Here is a 16,454-nt window from a genome sequence, read left to right on the forward strand (position 1 = left end):
GACTGTGCCGCTTGAGACGAGGCTCAGAGCGAACCTGCGAAACGCCAGGCGGCTGCCAGCCTAACCAGTTGTTTCAAGGGCATAAAATCTGCTGGCGGAGACGGAGGGATTCGAACCCTCGATACCCATTTCTGGGTATGCTCATTTAGCAAACGAGTGCCTTCAGCCGCTCGGCCACGTCTCCGGCGCCCTGGCTCTAGAAGGTCGGATCGAGCGGGTCAACCCGATCCCGGCGGGCCGCGGCCAAACGGCGACGCTCTACGTGCTTGGCGACGCGTAGATGCCGGGAGATGGCGTAGTTCATGGCGGTGAGGAAGCCGTAGGTGCCGCGCACGATGTGGCGGCGGCCGAGATAGGCCTTGAGGAAGTTGCCCGGCAACTCGACGAAGACGCGCCAGGTCGGGATCACCACGCCCCGGGCTTCCAAGTCGTCGGCCTGCTGATCCGAGTAGCGGTTGAGCTTGTCCAGCTGGTCGCCCAGCGAGCGCACCGAGAAGTGGTGAATCACGCCCTTGAGCCGGCCGGGCGTCACCCCGGGCTCCAGCACCACGCGGTCGTGAACCGGCGAGGCCGAGTAGCGACCCCGGTCCCGGCGGTAGAGCCGCACCGGGGTCAGCGTGTAGGCGAGCGGGTGGGGACGGCCCTCGCCGGGGAAGATCTCGGCGATCGCGATCCGCCACGCCGGCCGGCGCGGTTCGCCCGCCGCGAACAGGGCGCGGATCTCCCGGGCGAGGTCCCCCGGCACCACCTCGTCGGCGTCGAGGTTCAGGAGCCAGTCATGCCGGCACTGCGCCTCGGCAAAGCGCTTCTGGGGACCGTAGCCCGGCCAGGGATTGTGGATCACCCGCGCGCCGAGCGCGGCCGCGAGCGCCTGCGTGCCGTCGGTGGAGCCCGAATCGACCACCACGATGTCGTCGGCCAGATCGCGCACCGCCCGGATCGTCGCACCCAGCCGGTCCGCCTCGTTCCGGGCGATGATGAAGACCGACAGCGGCAGGCGGCCGGCCGGATCCGCCACTGGCGCGGCTGGAGAGGCGCCCACAGGATCCCCGCTCACGCCAGCCAGTCCGGCACGCTGTCGAGGGCGACGAGCGCCTCGACCCCGACGCGCGGACGCACGACCGCCGCACGATCGGCCCGGACCAGCACCTCCGGCACCAGCGGCCGGGTGTTGTAGGTGCAGGACTGGACAGCCCCGTAGGCGCCGGCGCTCATCACGGCGATCAGGTCGCCGGCCTTCACCTCCGGCATATCGCGGTTGAGGGCGAGATAGTCGCCGCTCTCGCAGACCGGGCCGACCACGTCGGCGACGAGGCGCGGGGTGTCGGGCCGCGGCTCGAGGACGGGCCGCAGGCCGTGATAGGCCTCGTACAGGGTGGGGCGGATCAGGTCGTTCATCGCCGCGTCGACGATCACGAAGGTGCGGCCCTCGCTGTGCTTCACGTAGAGCACCCGGGTGACCAGGATCCCGGCATTGCCGACGATCATCCGGCCGATCTCGAAGACCGGCCGCAGGCCGAGCGGGGCGAAATGGGGCCGCAGGGTCGCGGCCAGCGCGGCCGGGTCCGGCGGCGGGGCGTTGTCGTCGCGGTAGGGGATCCCAAGGCCGCCGCCGAAATCGATGTGGCTCAGGGGATGGCCCGCCGCCATCAGCTCCCGGGCGAGGCCGGCGAGCAGACGCGCCGCGTCGGCGAACGGGGCCAGATCGGTGATCTGGCTGCCGATATGCATGTCAACCCCGTGCACGGCGATGCCCGGCAGCGCCGCCGCGGCCGCGTAGACGGCCGGGGCCCGGGTGATCGGGATGCCGAACTTGTTCTCGTACTTGCCGGTGGAGATCTTGGCATGGGTGCCGGCATCAACGTCGGGATTCACCCGGATCGAGATCGGCGCCTTCAGGCCGAGCGCCACCGCGGTCTCCGAGAGAAGCGCGAGTTCCGGCTCGCTCTCGACGTTGAAGCAGTAGATCCCGGCCTTGAGCGCCGCCTCCATCTCGGCGCGGGTCTTGCCGACGCCGGAGAACACGATCTTGCCCGGATCCACCCCGGCGGCCAGCGCCCGGTGCAACTCGCCGCCCGAGACGATGTCCATCCCGGCGCCCCGCGCCGCGAGCGTGCGCAGCACGGCCTGGTTCGAGTTCGCCTTCATGGCGAAGCAGACGAGCGCATCGTCCCCCGCGAACGCCTCCGCGAACACGCGGTAGTGCCGCTCCAAGGTAGCGGTGCTGTAGCAGTAGAACGGCGTGCCGACCTCGGCGGCGAGGGTTGTCAGGTCGACATCCTCGGCGTGCAGGCGCCCGTCGCGGTAGTGGAAGTGGTGCATCTCGGCCGTGTCTCGTCTGCGCGCCGGAGCGGAGGCTGTTTCCCGTGAAACACCCGGCCGCGGGACGAGGCGGACGCGCTCCGACGATCAGGTCACCGGATCGGCGCGGCACGACAACGACGCGGAGCGGCGCTCCGGCCCCCGCCGTCTACAGCAGCGGATCCAGAATGAAAGGCTCCTTCGGGACGCGGTAGCCCCGCCGCGCGCCGCGGCTGGTCTCCACCGGCGCTTCGGTCCCGCCCGGCGGCACCGCCGCCAGGGACAGCTCGTCGCCCGCGCGCACCGAAGCCGGGTCCGGTTCGGGCGCGCCGCCGCCGAGGCCGACCGAGACCGGCAGGGTCCGGCGCCCGCTCACCGCGTCCGAGCCCGCCTGCGCGGAGGCCGGCGCGGCGGGCGCGGAGGTCTGGGGCGGCTCGAGGGCCCCGCGCCGGCCGCAGGCGGAGACCGCCAGGGCCACGAGACCGGACGCGGCGAGGAGCTTCAGGGCGGAATTCGACAACATCGCGCGAGGGTCCGGCGGGCTCGGCGCCGGCACGGGGAGGCCGGCGGGAGCGTTACCTTAGCCGTTGCCGCGCTCCGGCGCGAGCGCGGCGCCGCTACAGGCCGGGTCCGATGCTCAGCCCCGACGCTCCCGGCCGCCCTGCGAGCCCTGCCGCCCCTTGGCCGGTGCGCTCTGCTCATGCTCGGCCTCGTAGGCGTCGATCGCGCGACGGCAGTTCTCGCTGAGCTTCTTCCAGTTCTTCTGGAAGCAGGCATCGGTCGCCGGATCATCAGGCGCCAGATTGCCGCAATAGGTGAGATAGTCGCCAGTGCAGTACTTCTTCAGGGTCTCGTTACCCCGCTTCGACTGCTGCGCCGCTGCCGGCAGCGTCAGGGCACAGGCCGCCGTGACGGCGAGGATGATCGGCTTCAGGCGCATGGGTATCCGTACCATCTGTTGAGAAGAAAGGTCGTGGGACAAGTCCGGGTTGCGATGGGGCCTTTGCGTGGTCGAAACAAGGCCAACCGCACAGGTTTTCGGGCCGGACCGCGTGGCGAAGCCCGGCGCCCGGATGCGAACCCGGTCAGACCCGTTCGGGTTGCGGCTGCGGGACCGGATAGGCGGCCCGCGGCATCGGGCCCGGGCCGGCGAGGGCGTCGGCAACCTCGATGATCCGCCGGCGCAGATCGGCGTTCTCGCGCTCGATCCCGGCGTGCGGTTCGCCCTGCCGGTCGGCCACCGTCAGGGCCAGGGCCTCCTCGGCCGCTTTCAGGCTCGCGCGCAGGGCGTCGCGCTCGGCGGCCAGTGCCCCGGCATCCTGATCGGCCGCCGGGGTCGCGCGGTGCCGCAGCGCCAGAAGGCTGTCGAGCAGATCCGCATGGGCGTCTTCCAGGGCCTGAAGCGTGGCCAGGCTCGCGGTCCCGTCCTCGCGCGCCACGGCCAGTTCGGTCTCGAGTTCCCGGGTCTTGGCCTGAGCCTGGGCGATCTCGGCGTCGCGCGCCGCGACGTCCCGGGCGAGGGCCGCGACCCGCATGGTCCCCGCGCCGATCGCCGCCATGTCGGCCTGGCGCTTCGCCTCCACGGTCTCGACCCGGCGCTCCAGGCGGCGCTGCTGCACGGCGAACTGCGCGCGCAGGAAATCGCGCTCGGCGGCGATCTCGGCCGGCGAGAGGGGCAGGCGTGCCTCCGCACGCCGCCGCTCCAGCCGGGCGGCGCGCGCGTTGAGGGCCGGCAGCAGCAGGAGGCCGCACAGGCTCGCCGCCAGGAAACCCAGCGCGAAGATCATTACCGTTTCGATCACGAGGGAACAGCCCGCGTATCCGGCCGGAAGACCCGGCCCGTCCTCAGTCTAGCCCAGGTCGGCCGCAAGGGTGAAATCCGGGCCTGCCGATCCCTCCTGCCGAACCCTCAGAACGGGTTCCAGGTCGGTTCGCGGGTGAACTTCAGATAGCCGACATTGATGCCGAGGCGGGCACCGACGCCGCTGCGGATCGGCACCACGATGATCCGGTCGCTCACCACCGCGGTCATGCCGAAGCCGCCGACCAGATAGGCCGAGCCGTCGACGCCGGCGAAGCGGCGGTACAGCTCGCGGACGTTCGGCAGGTTGTAGACCAGCATCATGGTGCGCGCGCCGTCGCCGCCGACGTCGAAGCCCAGCGACGGGCCCTGCCAGTAGATCCGCCGCTGGCCGGCATTGCGGGTGTAGAGCGTGCCCTCGCCGTAGCGGACGCCGGCCACGACCGCGCCGCCGCCCTCCTGGCCGAGGATGTAGCCGTTCGGCTCGCCCCAGCGCCGGCCCGCCTCCTCGACCGTGAGCGCGAGCCCGCGCGACACGCTGCCGAAGAAGCGGTGGCCGGATTCCACGACCTCGCCGGGCCGGAAGGTCTCGGGCGTGTCCAGATCCCCAGCGGCCGCCAGGGCCGCGCCCGCGCTGCCGAGGCCGGCGAGCGGGGTGCCGAGCGCCAGGGCGAGGCCCGTGCGCAGCAGGTGGCGGCGGTCGGTGCCGCGATCGTCTCGTGCCGTCATCGTTGTCTCCTCGCCCGGTTCGATTAACGGTTCGTGCGATGGACCTGTGCCGCTCCTGCCCCGGCGCGCCGACAGCGGCCCAGGGCTGTCATCCGGCCGGGCTCGGTCCCGCCGGGGCCCGGGTGGATGACTCGGACCAGCTTCTGAGGGAATTCGCAAGATGTGGTTAACGCGTCCTGACCCCGCACCCGGCGCGCCGCGCAGGCGGGGGTTGGCCCGCACGATCGCGCTGATCGCCGCCTTGGCCGTCCCCGCACCGGGGCGGGCCGAGCCCACCGGGACGCGGATCGAGCTGCTGACCCTCAACGGATTCGACCCGGTCAGCTACTTCCTGGAGGGCGGCCCGCTCGCCGGGACGGCGCGGTTCGAGCTGGCCTGGGGCGGGCAGGTCTGGCGCTTCGCCAGCGGCGCCAACCGCGAGGCCTTCCGGGACGAGCCGGCGGCCTATGCCCCGCGGCTCGGGGGCTTCGACGCCGCCGGGATCCTGGAGGGCCGGCTGGTGGAGGCCGATCCCCTGGTCTTCGCGGTGATCGGCGAGCGCCTCTACCTGTTCCGCGATGCCGAGCGCCGGGGCCGCTTCCTGGCGAATCCCGACCTCGCCCGGCAGGCGGAGGCGGCCTGGCCGGCCTTGCGCGGCCTGCAGGACGTCCCGCCTAGAGATGCGCCGCCTAGGGATGCGCCGCGCTGAGCGGCGCGACCGCGGACCGGCCGGTTGCGCAGGCGGGAAGGGCGAGCCGGGGCGCCAGGCTCGGGTCGCCGAGCGCCGCGAACGGGCCGTTGCGGTGGTCGGGACCCTGCCGCCCGTAGCGGATCGGGCCGCCGCCCGGCACCACCACGCAGCCGCCGGCGGCCGCGACGATGTGATCGCCCGCGGCGGTGTCCCACTCCATGGTCGGGCCGCAGCGCACGTAGATGTCCGCCTCGCCGGCGGCGATCAGGCCGAACTTGACGGCGGAGCCGACTTGGCGCGTCTCCAGCACCGGCAGGGCGGCGAGGCAGAGGTCGGTGGCGGCATCGCCGTGGCGGCGGCTGCCCAGGGCGAGCAGGCCGGCCTCCGGGACCGGGCGCGCGTGGACGGGTCGCGCCGCGCCCGGCCGCCCATCGACCACCGGCGCCTCGAGGGTCCGCGGGCCCGCCCACCAGACCCGGCCGAGGCCCGGTGCCGCGAGGGCCGCCGCGACGGGGCGCTCGCCCGCCACCAGGGCGATGTTGACCGAGTAATCCGGCGTCCCGGCGAGGAAGTCACGGGTGCCGTCCAGGGGATCGACCAGGAAGAAGGTTTCGGCCGGCCGCCCCGCGGGCGCGCCGCTCTGCGCGCGCTCCTCCGCGACCACCGCGATGCCCGGGAACCGCCCGGCGAGGGCGGCGACGATCAGATCCTCGGCCTCGACATCGGCGGCGCTCGACGGGGAGCCGTCGGGCTTCAAGCCATGGGGGCAGGGGCCCCGATGATAGCGGCGCAGGATCTCGCCCGCCGCGCAGGCGATCTCGGCGAGCGTGGCGGCAATCCGCTCGCGCTCAGGCCCCGAAATCGTCGCCGCGCCCGTCATGGTTCCTCCCAAGACCTCCATGAATGCCCGAGCGGGCCGCCGATGTCGACGGTTTCCGGGGTGGATCACCCGCCTTAGACACCGCGCGGCCCCCGCACCGAGCGCCGGATCCGCGCGAGCAGGGCCTGGCTCCGGCGCCGATGGCGGCGCAGCTCGGCCGCGAGGCTGCGCGCGTCCGGCAGGCCCACGGCCTTGGCGATCTGCCGGGACGCGGTCTCGGACGGTTCCGCGGCGGGATCCGCCATCACGAGCCGCTGCCATTGATAGACCGCGTCGAGGAAGCCGTAGGTCTCGGCGAGGGGCTCGGCGGTCGCCGCCGGCAGAAGGCCGCGCGCCGCGGCGCCGCCGAACAGATCCTCCGCGCCGAGGCCGATGCAGCCTGGCCAGCCGCCCGCGTGGCTCAGAACGATGGATTGGGCCAGGAAATCGAGGTCGAACAGGGCGCCCGGCGCGAGCTTCAGGTCGAAGGGGCCGGCATGGCCGCGCTCGCGGGCGACCAGGGCCCGCATCGCGCCTGCCTCGGCACAGACCTTGGCGGGATCGCGCGGCTTCCCCAGGATCCGGGCGATCTCCGCCGTGACCGCCGCGCCCAGATCCGCGTCGCCCGCTACGACCCGGGCGCGGGCGAGCGCCATGTGCTCCCAGGGCTCGGCCTCGTCCCGATGGTAGGCGGCGAAGCCGGAGAGCTGGACGGCCGGCGGGCTATGGCTGCCATAGGGCCGCAGCCGCAGGTCGACCGCGTAGAGGCGGCCGCGCCGGGTGGCGGTGGTGAGCGCCGCGAACAGGCGCTGCGCCAGACGGTTGTAGGCCACCACGGCGTCGAGGGGCCGCCGGCCGTCGCTGGTGCGGTTCTCCGGATCGAAATCGTAGAGGAACACGAGGTCGAGGTCGGATTCGGCGCTGAGCTGCCGCGATCCGAGCCGGCCGAGGGCGAGGACGCAGCACCGCCCCCGCGGCACCGCGCCGTGATCGAGACCGAAGCGGCGTTCCTCCGCCTCCAGGCTCAGCGCCACCGTGGCCTCGGCGATCGCCGTGTAGGCCTCCCCGGCCTGGCGCGGGGTGAGGATGCCGGAGAGGAGGCGCGCGCCGGTGACGAAGATCATCTGGCGCGTGGCGTCCCGGCAGCGGTCGAGGAATTCCTCGTGGCTCGCCGGCTGTCCAACCAGGGCCCGATACTGGGTCCGGACCGCGTCGGGATCGGTGGTCGGCACCACGAAATCCGCGTCGAGCACGGTATCGAGGACGTGCGGGCTCAAGCCCACCGTGTCGGCGAGGCGCGGCGCCGTGCCGAGGATGTCGGCGAACAGCAGCCGCAGCCGCTCGTGCGAGCGCAGGATCGCGAGCAGCTCGGCGACCGCCGGCATCCGCGCGAAGGCCCGGTCGAGGGCGAGCAGCGCCGCGTCCGGGTCGGCGGTGCCGCCGAGCGCCCGCAGCAGGGCCGGAAGCATCTCGGCGAGGATCTCCCGCGCGCGGCCGGTCCGCAGCGCCGGGCGGCGCCCGAGATGCCAGCCCTGCACGGTCTCCCAGGCGCGCTGCGGGTCGCGGAAGCCGAAGGCGCCGAGCCGGGCCAGGGTGGCGGGCTCCGGCTCGGTCTCGCCGAAGACCAGCGTGTCGTCCGCGTCCGCCTCCGCCTCGAACAGCAGGGCGTAATGGGCCTGCACCCGGCCGGCATGGTGGAGCAGCGCGGCCTCGAAGGTCGGCAGATCGGGGAAGCCCGAGAACAGGGCGAGGGCGGTCAGCGCCTCGGCCCCGGTGGGCAGGCGCTGGGTCTGCTCGTCCCGGACCATCTGGATCCGGTGCTCCAGGGTGCGCAGGAAGTCGTAGGCGGCACTCAGTTCATCCCGGGCCTTGCCGTCGATCCAGCCTTCCGCGACGAGACGGCTGAGCATCGCGACGGTGCGGCGACCGCGCAGGGCCGGCTTGCGGCCGCCGAAGACGAGCTGCTGCGTCTGGACGAAGAACTCGATCTCCCGGATGCCGCCGCGGCCGATCTTGATGTCGTGGCCGGCGACCGCGATGGTCTCGTGACCGCGGACCATGTGGATCTGCCGCTTCAGGGCGTGGATCTCGGCGATGGCCGGGAAGTCGAAATGCCGCCGCCAGATGAACGGCGCGAGTTCCGCGAGGAACGCCTCCCCGGCCGGGATGTCGCCGGCGATCGGCCGGGCCTTGATGAAGGCGGCGCGCTCCCAGTTCTGGCCGAGCGTCTGGTAGTAGTCGAAGGCAAAGACGGTGGAGAGCGCCACCGCGGTGGAGCCCGGATCCGGCCGCAGCCGGTAGTCGATCCGGTGGACGTAACCGTCGGCGGTCCGGTCGGCGAGGAGCTTCACCAGGCCCTGCGCGAGCTTGACGAAGAACGCCTTGGGGTCCCCGCCGGTCGCGGCCGCGGCGGACTCGGCCTCGTAGAAGACCACGACGTCGATGTCGCTCGAGTAGTTCAGCTCGCCGCCGCCCAGCTTGCCGAGGCCCAGGACGATCAGCCCCGACCCGTCCTGCGGCGCCGCCGGGTCCGGCGGCCGGAAGCGCCCGGCCGCCATGCCCTGCCGGAGCAGCGCCTCGGTCGCGGCGCTCACCGACGCGTCGGCGAAGTCGGACAGGGCCTGGGTCACCGCCGCGAGGTCCCAGGCGCCGCCGAGATCGGCCAGGGCGACCAGAAGGGCGTGCGCCTCTCGGTTCTCGCGGAGCCGGCGGCTCACCGCGGCGAGGTCCGGATTGGTGCCGCAATCGCCCCCGACCGCGCGCTGCTGCGCGATGATCGTCCGGCTGGCCGCGTCCGGCGGCTGCTCCAGCAGGGCGACGAGGCGATCCGGGGCGCGCGTGATCGCCCGCCAGAGAAACGGCGAATGATCGGCGATCCCGAGCAGCAGGTCGCGGCAGGGCGGTGTCAGGAAGCCGGCCGGAAAGGCCGGCGCGATCTCGGCGAGCCGGTCGTGCGCGGCCTCCGAATCGGCGACGCGGAGGCGGGGGCTCAGACTCTCGCGCAGGGTGGGGGCGGGCGGTGTGCTGGCGGGCGGCATGGGGGGCTCAGCGGTGATCGAAGCCGCGGCGGGGCAGGCGCGGCCGGGCCGCGGCCGCTCTGTTCCGGATGCCGGTCTCACGTCTCATGGCGCATCCTCCCTGGCCCGACGGATCGGGCATCGTACCCGATCCGCCCCGATCCTGTCCGCTGCGGCCGTCACGGCCGCGGCGCGGCCCCCGAATCCGGGGCCGGCCCGTCCCATCGTCCCACCCGGTAACGCTTTTCAAAGGCGGCCGTGGCGTCTATCCGTGCGGACCGGTCGTCGCCCCCGGTTCGACCTGCAGGCCGTGCGGGCTCCCTTCGGGCGACGCGATCGCCGCATCGGGCGGCCGAGTACCGGATATCCCGTTCGGGGTTCCGGCCCGCAGACGTCCGAATTCCAGATCCGCCCGCCCGGAGCGCGCCATGTCCTCCCCGAACTCGCCCACCCTGACCCTCGACGGCCTCGACCTCGCGGCTCTGCTCTGCTCCCGCGTCTGCCACGACGTGATCAGCCCCGTCGGCGCGATCGTGAACGGGCTGGAGGTCCTGGAGGACGACCAGGACGAATCGATGCGCACCTTCGCGCTGGAGCTGATCGGCAAGAGCGCCCGGCAGGCCTCGGCGCGGCTGAAATTCGCCCGGATCGCCTTCGGGGCGGCCGGGTCCGCCGGCGCCTCGATCGATCTCGCCGATGCCGAGAGCGTCGCCAAGGGCATGTTCTCCGACGACAAGACCAAGCTGACCTGGAGTGCGCCGCAGGCCCTGTTCCCGAAGAACAAGGTCAAGCTGCTCCTGAACCTCGTGATGATCGCGACCTCGGCGATCCCGCGCGGCGGCGTGATCGACGTGGTCGTCTCCGGCGACGGCGAGGCACCGACCTTCGTGTTCAAGGCCAAGGGCTCGCATGCCCGCATTCCCCCGCACGTCGAGGAACTCATGGCGGGCAGCCCCGAGAGCGGGACGGTCGACGCCCACGGCATCCTGCCGTTCTATGCCGGCCTCGTGGCGCGGGCCGCCAGCATGGCTGTTCGCTTCGCCATCCAGGATGACGAAGTGACGATCACCGCCGAACCCACAGTGATCGACGCGCCCGATGCTGCTGAGGGCGAGGCTTCCGACACGGCACTCGCGTGAAGACCTGAAAAACGTCGGCGCGGGGCCGGGATGGAAACGCTTCCCTAACCCCGCGCGAGTAAGTAGGTTGCGCGAGACCTTCTCCGCGTAACGAGTAGCGACTATGGACGACCTGCTTCGCGAGTTTCTGACCGAGAGCGGGGAGCATCTCGACACGGTCGATGCAGAACTGGTTCGGTTCGAGCAGGATCCGAATAACGAGACTATTCTTCGGAATATCTTCCGATTGGTGCATACCATCAAGGGAACCTGCGGATTCCTCGGTCTACCGCGGCTCGAAGCCTTGGCGCACGCCGCGGAAACCTTGATGGGTCGGTTCCGCGACGGGCTGCCCGCCACCTCGGACTCGGTCACGCTGATTCTGCTGACGCTCGACCGGCTGAAGGCGATTCTCGCCGACCTCGAGGCCACCGGCACGGAGCCGTCTGGCTCGGACGACGACCTCATCTCCGCCCTGGAGCGCATGGCCGAGGGGGTGGCCGAGGCGCCGGTGCAGGCGGCCCCACCCGAGCCGGTGCTGCCCGATCCGGTGGTCCGCGAGCTGAAGCCCGGCGAAGTCTCCCTGGATGACCTGGAGGCCGCCTTCCTGGCGGCGCCGGGACCGGACGAATCGGATTTCGCTCTCCCGCCGCCTGCCCCCGCGCCGGTCGCGAGCGCGGCGCCGAAGGCGGTGGCGCAGAGCGGGCCCGCCCAGGCCGACGCTGCCAAGCCGGACGCGGTCGAGGCCGACAAGGCCGAGGACAAGGCCGAGCCGGTCCGGGCCGAGAAGGCCGAAGGCGCCGAGGGCGAGACGGCCGCCGCCGCCAAGAACCAGACGATTCGGGTGAACGTCGATACGCTCGAGCACCTGATGACCATGGTCTCGGAGCTGGTGCTGACCCGCAACCAGCTCCTCGAGATCGCCCGCCGGCACGAGGATTCGAGCTACAAGGTCCCGCTGCAGCGCCTGTCGCACGTCACGGCCGAGCTGCAGGAAGGCGTCATGAAGACGCGCATGCAGCCGATCGGCAACGCGTGGCAGAAGCTGCCGCGCGTGGTCCGCGATCTCTCGGCGGAACTTGGCAAGCAGATCGACCTGGTGATGGTCGGCAACGAGACCGAGCTCGACCGGCAGGTCCTTGAGGTCATCAAGGACCCGCTGACCCACATGGTCCGCAACTCGGCCGATCACGGGCTCGAATCGACCGCTGAGCGCATCGCGGCGGGCAAGCCCGCCCGCGGCACGATCCGGCTCGCCGCCTACCACGAGGGCGGCACGATCACGATCGAGATCGCCGACGACGGCAAGGGCCTGAACCTCGCGGCGATCCGCCAGAAGGCGGTGCAGCGCGGGCTCGCCTCCCAGGCCGATGTCGAGCGGATGACCGACGCCCAGGTCGCCAAGTTCATCTTCCACGCCGGCTTCTCGACGGCGGCGGCGGTGACCTCGGTCTCGGGCCGCGGCGTCGGCATGGACGTGGTCAAGACCAACATCGAGACCATCGGCGGCCTGATCGACATCGCCACCACGGCGGGCCGCGGCACCACCTTCACCATCAAGATCCCGCTGACGCTCGCCATCGTCGCCGCCCTGATCGTGCGGGCCGGCGAGCACCGCTTCGCCCTGCCGCAGGTGGCCGTGCTGGAGCTGGTGCGGGTCGATGCCGGGGCGCAGCGGGTCGAGCACATCAACGGCGCGCCGGTGCTGCGCCTGCGCGAGCGGCTCCTGCCGATCGTCTCGCTCACCGGCCTGCTCGGGCAATCGACCCCGGGCACCGAGGCCGAGCAGGCCGGCTTCGTGGTGGTCGCCCAGGTCGGGCGCGAGCGCTTCGGCATCCTGGTGGACGAGGTCTTCCACACGGAGGAGATCGTCGTGAAGCCGATGTCGGTGAAGCTGCGGCATATCCCGATGTTCGCCGGCAACACGATCCTGGGCGACGGCGCCGTGGTGCTGATCGTCGATCCGAACGGCGTGGCCCGTCAGGTGGCGCAGGGCGTCCAGGGCAGCGGCGGCCACATCGATGCCGACGCCGACGAGGCGGTCGAGATGGCCGACACCAAGACCACGCTCCTGGTGTTCAAGGGCGGCCAGGGCAGCTTCAAGGCGGTGCCGCTGTCGCTGGTCACCCGCCTCGAGGAGATCGAGTGCGCCAAGGTCGAGTGGCTCGGCGGCCGCGCGCTGATCCAGTACCGCGGACGCCTGATGCCCCTGGTGCCGGCCGACGCGGCGATCACCATCAAGTCGGAGGGGACGCAGGCCCTGGTGGTGTTCTCCGACGGCGAGCGCGCCATGGGCCTCGTGGTCGACGAGATCGTCGACATCGTCGAGGAGCGCCTCGACATCGAGATCGCGGCCGACCGCTCGGACCTGATCGGCTCGGCGGTGCTGCGGGGCCGGGCGACCGACATCATCAACATCGCCCACTTCCTGCCGCTGGCCTACGACGACTGGGCGCGCGGCCTGAAGCGGCCCGAGCAGATCTCCACGATCCTGCTGGTCGACGACTCGGCCTTCTTCCGCGACATGCTGAGCCCGGTGCTCAAGGCTGCGGGCTACCAGGTGGTCACGGCGGCGAGCGCGGATGCGGCGCTGGCCGCCCTCGAAGCCGATCCGAAGATCGAGGTGGTGGTCACCGACCTGGAGATGCCGGGCCGCAGCGGCTTCGACCTCGTCGCGGCGATGCGCCGGGCCGAGCCCCGGCTGGCTGCCCTCCCGGTGATCGGCCTCACCGGCGCCATCGGTGCCGACGCGGTGGAGCGGGCCCGGACCCTGGCGATCAACGACCTCGTGGCGAAGTTCGACCGCAGCGGACTGATCGCGGCGCTCGCCGAGATCGGCGCCGGGACGGTGGCGAAGGCCGCCTGATCCCCGCGCCGCCAGCCCCTAGACGATCGACACGATCGAGACGACCGAATCCGGAGAGTTCCGATGCAGGCTGCCAACGCCAACGCCACCAGCACCGAGACCGGTGCCACCGATGACTTCGTCACGGTCTATGTCGGCGAGACCCTGTTCGGGCTGGCGATCGAGCGCGTCCACGACGTGTTCGTTCCCTCAGGGGTGACGCCGGTGCCCCTGGCTCCGGCCGAGATCGTCGGCCTCCTCAACTTGCGCGGCCGCGTGGTCACGGCCATGAGCCTGCGCCGGCGCCTCGGGCTGCCCGAGGCGGAGGCCGACGGCGCCAAGGCCAGCCCGAAGATGGCGATCGGCCTGGAGCAGGCCGGCGAGACCTTCGCGCTCGTGGTCGACGGCGTCGGCGAGGTGCTCAAGCTCGGTGCCGACAGCCGCGAGGCCGTGCCGATCAACCTCGATCCGCGCTTCCGCGACCTCGCCACCTGCGTGCACCGCCTCGACGGGCGCCTCCTGGTGATCCTCGACGTGGACGCGCTCCTGGGCTTCACGGCCGCCGGCGCCAAGGCGGCTTGAGGAGACGATCATGAAGGCGCCGCACGAGATCACCTGCCTGGTGGTGGACGATTCCGCGGTGATCCGGAAGGTTGCCCGGCGGATCATCGAGGATCTCGGAATCAACGTCAGCGAGGCCGAGGACGGGAGTGCCGCCCTCGAAGCCTGCGCGGCGAGCATGCCGGACGTGATCCTGCTCGATTGGAACATGCCGAACATGGACGGCTACGCGTTCCTCCAGGCCCTGCGTCAGAGCGAGGGCGGCGCAGCGCCGAAGGTCCTGTTCTGCACGACCGAGAACGACGTCGGGGCGATCGCCCGCGCCCTCCGGGCGGGGGCCGACGAGTACATCATGAAGCCCTTCGACCGCGACATCCTGACGGCCAAGCTCGAGCAGGTCGGCCTCGTCGCCGACGCGGCCTGACCGTACGCCCAATCTGCGTTTCCGCATCCGCGACTGAGTACCCGAGGCAAGCATCATGGCCCTGAGTCCCGCGGTCGCTCCGCTTCGCACCCCATCCACGCCCAGCACGACAGCGTCGGCCTCGGCGATCCGCGTGCTGGTGGCCGACGATTCCGCCGTGGTGCGCGGCCTCGTCGCCCGCTGGATCGGCGAGGCCGGATTCGAGCTCGTCGCCACGGCCTCGAACGGCCGGATCGCTCTGGAGCTCATGGCCAAGCACGATCCGGACGTGGTCCTGCTCGACATCGAGATGCCGGAGCTCGACGGCACCACGGCGCTGCCGCGCATGCTCGCCATGAGCCCGAGCGTGCAGGTCGTCATGATGTCGACCCTGACGACGCGCAACGCCGACATCTCGCTGAAATGCCTCGCCCTCGGCGCGGTCGACTACATCGCCAAGCCCGAGAGCAGCCGCGGCGTCACCACCTCGGACACGTTCCGGGCCGAGCTGATCGAGCGCGTCCGCGTCTTCGGCTCCGCCCGGGCCCGGACCCGGCGCCCGTCCCCTGCGGGAATCCCGGCGGCGCCCGCCGCGGCGCCCGCCTCTGCGCCGGCGGCCCACCACCCGGCGCCGGCCGCGGCGCGGCCCGCGACGCCCTTCACCCTGCGGCCGAAGGTGCGCAACCGGACCCAGCCCCGCGCCCTGCTGATCGGCTCCTCCACGGGCGGTCCGCGGGCGGTGGGCGAGATGCTGGAGGGGATCGGGGCGGCCGCGCTCCGCCGCCTGCCGGTGCTGATCGTTCAGCACATGCCGCCGATCTTCACGGCGGTGTTCGCCGAGCACCTGTCGACCCGCACCGGCCTCCCGGCCGCCGAGGGCAAGGCCGACGAGCGGGTCGAGCCGGGCCGGATCTACGTGGCCCCGGGCGGCCGCCACATGGGCCTCGCGGCGGGGCCGAGTGGGCCGATCATCAAGCTCACGGACGGGCCGCCGGTGAATTTCTGCCGCCCCGCGGTCGACGTGCTGTTCAAGGACGCCGCGGTCGTGTTCGGCGCGGCCACCGCGACCGTCATCCTGACCGGTATGGGATCCGACGGCACCAACGGCGCCCGAGCTCTCACCGAGGCCGGCGGCCCGGTGCTCGCCCAGGACGAGGCCACCAGCACCGTCTGGGGGATGCCGGGCAGCGTCGCGCGGGCAGGCCTCGCCGAGGCCGTGCTGCCGCTGCCCGAACTCGCCACGGCGCTGCGCGCCCTGATCACGGGGCAACCGGCATGACCGAGCTCGAATTCGAATACCTGCGCAGCTTCCTCAAGCAGCGCTCCGGCCTCGCGCTGACGCCCGAGAAGCGCTACCTCGTGGAGAGCCGGCTGACCCCCGTCTGCCGCCGCTTCGGCCTCGCCAGCCTCGGCGACCTGATCGGGGCCCTCAAGCTCGGCCAGAACGGCGCGATCGAGCGGGCCGTGGTCGAGGCGATGACCACGAACGAGACCTTCTTCTTCCGCGACCGGATGCCGTTCGACCTATTCCGCGACACGCTCCTGCCGGAGGCCCTGGCGCGCAATGCCAGCCGGCGCAAGCTGCGGATCTGGTGCGCGGCATCCTCCACCGGGCAGGAGCCCTACTCGCTCGCCATGCTCCTGCAGGAGGCGGCGCCCCGGCTCGCCGGCTGGCAGGTCGAGATCGTGGCGACCGACCTGTCCACCGAGGTGATCGAGAAGGCGAAGCTCGGACTGTACAGCCATTTCGAGGTCCAGCGCGGCCTGCCGGTGCAGTGGCTGATCAAGTACTTCACCCAGGTCGGGGAGCAGTGGCAGATCGCCCAGAGCCTGCGCAGCATGGTCGATTACCGCCAGCTCAATCTGCTGCACAGCTTCGCGTCCCTCGGCCAGTTCGACGTGATCTACTGCCGCAACGTGCTGATCTACTTCGACGCCCCGACGAAATCGGACGTGCTGGCGCGGCTCGCCGCCCAGTTGGCGCCCGACGGCGCGCTCCTGCTCGGCGCGGCGGAGACGGTGATCGGCCTGACCGACCGGCTGGCCCCGCATCCGAAGCATCGCGGTCTCTACAGTCACGCCGCCCCCGCGGCGCGCCAAGCCGAGATGATGCCGCCGCTGCGCGTGGCCGCGGGTGTCTGACCCGGCGC

At 72.1% G+C, this 16,454-nt stretch carries 15 protein-coding genes and 1 tRNA gene; 7 read left to right on the forward strand and 9 right to left on the reverse strand.

Going from position 1 to position 16,454, the window contains the following annotated elements:
• Nucleotides 1-92: 92 nt before the first annotated feature.
• The 7 genes from ABIE45_RS05550 to ABIE45_RS05580 all read right to left on the reverse strand — a co-directional run bounded on the left by ABIE45_RS05550 (nucleotide 93) and on the right by ABIE45_RS05580 (nucleotide 4,831).
• Nucleotides 93-184: transfer RNA gene (locus ABIE45_RS05550), tRNA-Ser, on the reverse strand.
• A 12-nt stretch (nucleotides 185-196) separates the two neighbouring features.
• Entirely contained in the window at nucleotides 197-1,057 is an 861-nt protein-coding gene (locus ABIE45_RS05555; protein ID WP_373622189.1) for a glycosyltransferase family 2 protein, read from the reverse strand.
• On the reverse strand, nucleotides 1,054-2,322 hold the full coding sequence (gene lysA, locus ABIE45_RS05560) for a diaminopimelate decarboxylase (protein WP_192709610.1): 1,269 nt from the start codon (nucleotides 2,320-2,322) through the stop codon (nucleotides 1,054-1,056). Before lysA ends, ABIE45_RS05555 begins: the two co-directional genes overlap by 4 nt.
• A gap of 148 nt (nucleotides 2,323-2,470) precedes the next feature.
• Entirely contained in the window at nucleotides 2,471-2,824 is a 354-nt protein-coding gene (locus ABIE45_RS05565) for a lipoprotein (RefSeq protein ID WP_192709609.1), read from the reverse strand.
• A gap of 114 nt (nucleotides 2,825-2,938) precedes the next feature.
• Complete coding sequence (locus ABIE45_RS05570; protein ID WP_192709608.1) at nucleotides 2,939-3,241, reverse strand: 3',5'-cyclic-nucleotide phosphodiesterase; 303 nt, start codon at nucleotides 3,239-3,241, stop codon at nucleotides 2,939-2,941.
• Between the two features lie 145 nt (nucleotides 3,242-3,386).
• Nucleotides 3,387-4,103 (reverse strand): hypothetical protein, encoded by a 717-nt coding sequence (locus ABIE45_RS05575; protein WP_373622190.1) that lies wholly within the window; start codon nucleotides 4,101-4,103, stop codon nucleotides 3,387-3,389.
• A 107-nt stretch (nucleotides 4,104-4,210) separates the two neighbouring features.
• Entirely contained in the window at nucleotides 4,211-4,831 is a 621-nt protein-coding gene (locus ABIE45_RS05580) for a DUF1134 domain-containing protein (protein ID WP_192709607.1), read from the reverse strand.
• Between the two features lie 160 nt (nucleotides 4,832-4,991).
• Here ABIE45_RS05580 and ABIE45_RS05585 point away from each other — a divergent pair, with 160 nt between their 5' ends.
• On the forward strand, nucleotides 4,992-5,519 hold the full coding sequence (locus ABIE45_RS05585; RefSeq protein WP_192709606.1) for a YHS domain-containing (seleno)protein: 528 nt from the start codon (nucleotides 4,992-4,994) through the stop codon (nucleotides 5,517-5,519).
• Here the strand turns inward: ABIE45_RS05585 and ABIE45_RS05590 are convergent.
• On the reverse strand, nucleotides 5,500-6,381 hold the full coding sequence (locus ABIE45_RS05590) for a 3'(2'),5'-bisphosphate nucleotidase CysQ (RefSeq protein ID WP_192709605.1): 882 nt from the start codon (nucleotides 6,379-6,381) through the stop codon (nucleotides 5,500-5,502). The genes ABIE45_RS05585 and ABIE45_RS05590 overlap by 20 nt on opposite strands.
• A 74-nt stretch (nucleotides 6,382-6,455) precedes the next feature.
• Nucleotides 6,456-9,398: a bifunctional [glutamine synthetase] adenylyltransferase/[glutamine synthetase]-adenylyl-L-tyrosine phosphorylase gene (locus ABIE45_RS05595; protein WP_192709604.1), complete on the reverse strand. Its 2,943-nt coding sequence runs from the start codon at nucleotides 9,396-9,398 to the stop codon at nucleotides 6,456-6,458.
• Nucleotides 9,399-9,805: 407 nt separating this feature from the next.
• Here ABIE45_RS05595 and chpT point away from each other — a divergent pair, with 407 nt between their 5' ends.
• The 6 genes from chpT (at nucleotide 9,806) to ABIE45_RS05625 (ending at nucleotide 16,446) form a co-directional block, all read left to right on the forward strand.
• Entirely contained in the window at nucleotides 9,806-10,516 is a 711-nt protein-coding gene (gene chpT / locus ABIE45_RS05600) for a histidine phosphotransferase ChpT (RefSeq protein ID WP_192709603.1), read from the forward strand.
• A gap of 103 nt (nucleotides 10,517-10,619) precedes the next feature.
• Nucleotides 10,620-13,361, forward strand: coding sequence for a chemotaxis protein CheW (locus ABIE45_RS05605; RefSeq protein ID WP_192709602.1), 2,742 nt, complete (start codon nucleotides 10,620-10,622; stop codon nucleotides 13,359-13,361).
• Nucleotides 13,362-13,424: 63 nt separating this feature from the next.
• A complete protein-coding gene (locus ABIE45_RS05610; RefSeq protein WP_192709601.1) occupies nucleotides 13,425-13,922 on the forward strand; it encodes a chemotaxis protein CheW in 498 nt (165 codons plus the stop codon).
• Nucleotides 13,923-13,932: 10 nt separating this feature from the next.
• Nucleotides 13,933-14,325 carry a response regulator gene (locus ABIE45_RS05615; RefSeq protein WP_192709600.1) on the forward strand — a complete coding sequence of 131 codons (393 nt, stop codon included), beginning with the start codon at nucleotides 13,933-13,935 and terminating at the stop codon, nucleotides 14,323-14,325.
• Between the two features lie 55 nt (nucleotides 14,326-14,380).
• Nucleotides 14,381-15,583, forward strand: coding sequence for a chemotaxis-specific protein-glutamate methyltransferase CheB (gene cheB / locus ABIE45_RS05620; protein ID WP_192709599.1), 1,203 nt, complete (start codon nucleotides 14,381-14,383; stop codon nucleotides 15,581-15,583).
• Nucleotides 15,580-16,446, forward strand: coding sequence for a protein-glutamate O-methyltransferase CheR (locus ABIE45_RS05625; RefSeq protein ID WP_192709598.1), 867 nt, complete (start codon nucleotides 15,580-15,582; stop codon nucleotides 16,444-16,446). The genes cheB and ABIE45_RS05625 overlap by 4 nt, the downstream gene beginning before the upstream one ends.
• The last annotated feature ends 8 nt before the right edge of the window (nucleotides 16,447-16,454 follow it).

The organism is Methylobacterium sp. OAE515 (assembly GCF_041806315.1).
GTDB classification, from domain to species: domain Bacteria; phylum Pseudomonadota; class Alphaproteobacteria; order Rhizobiales; family Beijerinckiaceae; genus Methylobacterium; species Methylobacterium tardum.

Coding starts and splice junctions, on each gene's coding strand:
- ABIE45_RS05590 (WP_192709605.1), bottom strand. CDS start 6,381: ATGACGGGCGCGGCGACGATTTCGGGGCCTGAGCGCGAGCGGATTGCC.
- ABIE45_RS05570 (WP_192709608.1), bottom strand. CDS start 3,241: ATGCGCCTGAAGCCGATCATCCTCGCCGTCACGGCGGCCTGTGCCCTG.
- chpT (WP_192709603.1), top strand. CDS start 9,806: ATGTCCTCCCCGAACTCGCCCACCCTGACCCTCGACGGCCTCGACCTC.
- ABIE45_RS05595 (WP_192709604.1), bottom strand. CDS start 9,398: ATGCCGCCCGCCAGCACACCGCCCGCCCCCACCCTGCGCGAGAGTCTG.
- ABIE45_RS05565 (WP_192709609.1), bottom strand. CDS start 2,824: ATGTTGTCGAATTCCGCCCTGAAGCTCCTCGCCGCGTCCGGTCTCGTG.
- lysA (WP_192709610.1), bottom strand. CDS start 2,322: ATGCACCACTTCCACTACCGCGACGGGCGCCTGCACGCCGAGGATGTC.
- ABIE45_RS05615 (WP_192709600.1), top strand. CDS start 13,933: ATGAAGGCGCCGCACGAGATCACCTGCCTGGTGGTGGACGATTCCGCG.
- ABIE45_RS05610 (WP_192709601.1), top strand. CDS start 13,425: ATGCAGGCTGCCAACGCCAACGCCACCAGCACCGAGACCGGTGCCACC.
- cheB (WP_192709599.1), top strand. CDS start 14,381: ATGGCCCTGAGTCCCGCGGTCGCTCCGCTTCGCACCCCATCCACGCCC.
- ABIE45_RS05625 (WP_192709598.1), top strand. CDS start 15,580: ATGACCGAGCTCGAATTCGAATACCTGCGCAGCTTCCTCAAGCAGCGC.
- ABIE45_RS05580 (WP_192709607.1), bottom strand. CDS start 4,831: ATGACGGCACGAGACGATCGCGGCACCGACCGCCGCCACCTGCTGCGC.
- ABIE45_RS05585 (WP_192709606.1), top strand. CDS start 4,992: ATGTGGTTAACGCGTCCTGACCCCGCACCCGGCGCGCCGCGCAGGCGG.
- ABIE45_RS05605 (WP_192709602.1), top strand. CDS start 10,620: ATGGACGACCTGCTTCGCGAGTTTCTGACCGAGAGCGGGGAGCATCTC.